The organism is Thiocapsa sp. (assembly GCF_035467215.1).
GTDB lineage: Bacteria > Pseudomonadota > Gammaproteobacteria > Chromatiales > Chromatiaceae > Thiocapsa.
The window spans coordinates 1-3,928 of sequence record NZ_DATITZ010000266.1 but is presented as its reverse complement, the minus strand read 5'-3'; the positions used below and the strand labels follow the sequence as shown (position 1 = coordinate 3,928).

General features: G+C 67.9%; 4 protein-coding genes. 2 read left to right on the top strand and 2 right to left on the bottom strand.

Going from position 1 to position 3,928, the window contains the following annotated elements; translation table 11 throughout:
• Positions 1 to 282, bottom strand: a 282-nt coding sequence (locus tag VLR48_RS15120; protein ID WP_325292587.1) for an ATP-binding cassette domain-containing protein, incomplete at its 3' end; no start/stop codon positions are given.
• Positions 266 to 1,039, bottom strand: coding sequence for a cobalt ECF transporter T component CbiQ (gene cbiQ, locus VLR48_RS15115; RefSeq protein WP_325292586.1), 774 nt, complete (start codon positions 1,037 to 1,039; stop codon positions 266 to 268). The genes cbiQ and VLR48_RS15120, both read right to left, overlap by 17 nt.
• A 187-nt stretch (positions 1,040 to 1,226) precedes the next feature.
• Between cbiQ and cobD the strand changes: the two genes are divergently transcribed.
• Positions 1,227 to 2,384 (top strand): threonine-phosphate decarboxylase CobD, encoded by a 1,158-nt coding sequence (gene cobD, locus VLR48_RS15110; RefSeq protein ID WP_325292585.1) that lies wholly within the window; start codon positions 1,227 to 1,229, stop codon positions 2,382 to 2,384.
• Complete coding sequence (locus tag VLR48_RS15105) at positions 2,381 to 3,877, top strand: cobyric acid synthase (RefSeq protein ID WP_325292584.1); 1,497 nt, start codon at positions 2,381 to 2,383, stop codon at positions 3,875 to 3,877. The genes cobD and VLR48_RS15105 overlap by 4 nt, the downstream gene beginning before the upstream one ends.
• Positions 3,878 to 3,928: the final 51 nt, after the last annotated feature.

The following is a 3,928-nucleotide window of genomic DNA, read 5'->3' as shown; positions in this document are numbered from 1 at the left end:
AAAGAGTTGGTCGTCCGGATCCTGGAAGACCAGGCCGGCACGCCGTCGAACTTCATGGAACTCCCGCTCGTTGCGGCGCGGCGCGCCGAACGCGACAACCGTTCCGGCTTGCGGGTGCAGCAGTCCGACCATGATGTGCAGGAGCGTGCTCTTGCCGGCGCCGTTGGGCCCGTTCAAGGCGATGCGCTCGCCTGCGTCGAGCGTCAGACTCAGCCCGTTGAGCACCGGCGGACGGCCGGGATAGGCGAATCGGATCCCGGTCAGCTCAAAGAGCAGCGGCATACGCAAGATCCATGATCACCAATCCCAAACACACGAGGGCGGCAAGCCCGCCGAAAAGGGCGTCGGCGCGGCCGTAAGTGAAGTCGTCGAGCAGATGAAAGCGACCCTGGAAGCCACGGCAACGCATCGCCGCGAGGATCCGCTCCGAGCGTTCGAGGCTGCGCAGCAGAAGCATCCCGACGAGATAACCGATGCTGCGGTAGGTGTGAATGCTATTCGCCGGCCGAAATCCACGCGCGTGCATGGCCGTGCGCAGGCGCGCATATTCTTCGCTGATGACGCCGATGTAACGCACCGTAAAGAAGAGCAGCTGGACCAGGTTCGCCGGCATCCGCAGGCGCGCCAGGGCGTGTCCGAGCGTGACCGCATCCAGGCTGCCGACCAAGGCCAAGAGGACCAAGACGACCGCGTTGGCCTTGAGCAGGATCTCGAAGGCATTGACCAGTCCTTCCGCGCTCGCGGTGAATCCGCCCCATTCGACGATCGGCGTGCCCGGCACGGTGAAGGGCAGCAGGACCAGGATCATTAGCATGAAGCCGTCCATCGCGGCCATGCGTCGCAGCGTCGGGCCGGCCGGCAGACGCGCCGCGAGCATGACCGAGAGCGCCAGGCCCAACGCCGTCAGGAGTGTCGCGAGACCGGACAGCGAGACCACGACCAAGGCGAACAGGGCGGCGGCCACGATGCGCAGACGCGGGTCGATCGATTGGAGCGAGCCGTTCCCGGCCCGATCCGACAAGGCGTCGACGATGTGCATGTTGACCTCGGCGGGGACGCCCGTCTCGGTGGTTGTGGTTCGGGCGAAGACGGATCGGGCGTCGCCGTCGTGACGAGCGCGCCGTACCTGCGACCCGGCTGGGCAGTCTAAATGAACGGCCCCGGCACCATCAATGTCGGCCGCTTGTGCGCTTGCACAAAACCGACCCCGCTGGCAGATTGGCGCGATGACTGCTCATCGCTTGCCTACTGCCGGATCGCTCGCTCCGACGCCGCCGCCTCTGGAGCACGGCGGGCGTCTGAGCGAGGCGGCCGCGCGTTACCGCATCCCAGTGTCGGATTGGTTGGATCTCTCGACCGGAATCAATCCCGAGGGTTGGCCGGTGCCCGAAGTGCCGGGCACCGCATGGGCACGGCTCCCTGAAGAAGACGATGGATTGGAAAACGCGGCCGCGCGGTGCTACGACGCGCCCGGGCTCCTTCCCGTCGCCGGTTCGCAGGCGGCAATCCAAGCCCTGCCCCAACTGCGGGTGCCCGGACGCGTCGGGGTGCCGGCGGTGGGCTATCAGGAGCATGCGCAGGCTTGGCAGCGCGCCGGCCACACGCTGGTCCGACTCGATGACGGGGACCCCGGGGACGCGCCGGGCGCCGGTTTGGACAACCTCGACGTCCTGGTCGTCATTAACCCGAACAACCCGACGGGCCGCGGTTGGCCGGTGGGCCGGTTACTCGACTGGCACGCGCGGCTTGCCGCACGGGGCGGCTGGCTTGTCGTCGACGAGGCATTTATGGACACGACCCCGCAGGACAGCCTTGCCCCCTACACCGATCGCCCAGGGTTGATCGTCCTGCGGTCGTTGGGAAAGTTCTACGGCCTCGCCGGGGTGCGTGTCGGGTTCGTGCTCGGCACCTTCGATCTGCGCGAAGCCCTGCGTTCGCGGCTCGGACCCTGGACGCTCAGCGGCCCGGCACGCCATGTCGCGCGGCTCGCCTTGACCGATTCGCCGTGGCAGGAGGCGACCCGCGCATCGTTGCGCCGGGCATCTGCCCGGCTTGCCGCACGGCTGTCCGATTATGGTCTCGTGCCGACTGGCGGAAGCGATCTGTTTCAATGGGTCTGCACGGCGGAGGCTCCGGCCATCCAGGATCGCCTCGCACGTCAGGGGATCTGGGTACGGCGCTTCGAGGCACCGCCGAGTCTTCGCTTTGGACTGCCGGGTACCGAGGCGGGCTGGGCGCGGCTTGAGTCGGGGTTGCGGTGTCTCGTGTCGGACGCGCCCAAGGATGCGTTTCGGCAAGCAGCCGTCGAGACCCCCGGCATTCGGCCTTTCTCCTCCGTTGCTCCGCCGCTTGCTCCCGCCCCCGCTATCGGAGACCCGAGATGACCGCAGCGACCCTCATGGTCCAGGGCACGACCTCCGACGCGGGCAAGAGTGTCCTGGTGGCCGGCCTGTGCCGCTGCTATAGCCGACGCGGGGTCAAGGTTGCACCCTTCAAGCCGCAGAACATGGCCTTGAATAGCGCCGTGACCGCAGACGGCGGCGAGATCGGCCGGGCCCAAGCGGTGCAGGCGCAGGCCTGCGGGCTGGCACCGACCGTCGACATGAATCCGGTCTTGCTCAAACCCAATTCGGACCGCGGCGCTCAGGTGATCATCCAGGGCCGGGCCGTCGGCAACATGGACGCCGACGCCTATCAGGCCTACAAACGCATCGCCCGCGCCGCCGTGCTGGAGTCCCATGCCCGGCTCGGTGCGTCATTCGATCGCATCGTCGTCGAGGGCGCGGGCAGTCCAGCCGAGATCAATCTGCGCGAGCACGACATCGCCAACATGGGCTTCGCCGAGGCGGTGGACTGTCCGGTGATCCTGATCGCGGACATCGACCGCGGCGGGGTCTTCGCCCATCTGGTCGGCACGCTGGCGTTGCTCGCGCCGAGCGAGCGGGCGCGGGTGGTCGGATTCGTCATCAATCGCTTCCGAGGCGACCTTGCGCTCCTGCAGCCGGGTCTGGACTGGCTCGAGCGCGAGACCGACAAGCCGGTGCTCGGCGTCTTGCCCTATCGGCACGGGCTTCATCTGGAGGCCGAGGACGCCGTCGCCGTGCGCCAGAGCGACAAGCCGAGCGACGCCCTGCGGGTGATCGTCCCGCGGCTGCCGCGCATCAGCAACCACACCGACCTCGACCCCCTGCGGCTCCATCCTCAGGTCGACCTGCGCTATGTCTTGGCCGGAGAGGTTCCGCCGCCTGCGGATCTCATCATCCTTCCCGGATCCAAGTCGGTACGCTCGGATCTGGATTGGTTGCGTCGCGAGGGCTGGGAGCCCGTGATCGCGCGGCATCTGCGCTACGGCGGCCGGCTGATCGGGATCTGCGGTGGATTTCAGATGCTCGGCACCCGGATCCTCGATCCTCTTGGTCTCGAAGGTGATCCGGGCGAGGGAGCGGGTCTTGGTCTGTTGGATCTGGAGACCCGGCTCGCGCCCGAGAAGATCCTGGCCAATGTCTGCGGCCGGCTCCGGCTGGAGGACGCCGCGGTGACGGGTTACGAGATCCATGCCGGTCTGACGAGCGGACCCGCACTCGAGCATCCGGCCGTGCTCCTGAACGACGTTCGAGGCGAGCGTCCGGACGGTGCGGTTTCGGAGGACGGACGGATCTTGGGGACCTATCTACACGGACTCTTCGAGTCGCCCGACGCGGTGTCGGCCCTGCTGCGTTGGGCCGGTCTGGCGGTGCGCGAGACGCCGGACTATCGTGCTGTCCGCGAGGCGGCACTGGAGCGTTTGGCCGACACCATCGAGCAGCATCTGGATCTCGGTCGCATCGAGCGGATTCTGTGCGGCGCGGCGCCGGGCAGCCGGTCCGAAGCCCCTTGAGACCGGGCTGGCTGAGCGTCCCGGCGGCGCGTCGCGATCGCCCCGGCGGGG

Bases quoted from the DNA above. Each gene is read 5' to 3' on its own strand.
- VLR48_RS15105 (WP_325292584.1), top strand. From the start codon at position 2,381: ATGACCGCAGCGACCCTCATGGTCCAGGGCACGACCTCCGACGCGGGC.
- cobD (WP_325292585.1), top strand. From the start codon at position 1,227: ATGACTGCTCATCGCTTGCCTACTGCCGGATCGCTCGCTCCGACGCCG.
- cbiQ (WP_325292586.1), bottom strand. From the start codon at position 1,039: ATGCACATCGTCGACGCCTTGTCGGATCGGGCCGGGAACGGCTCGCTC.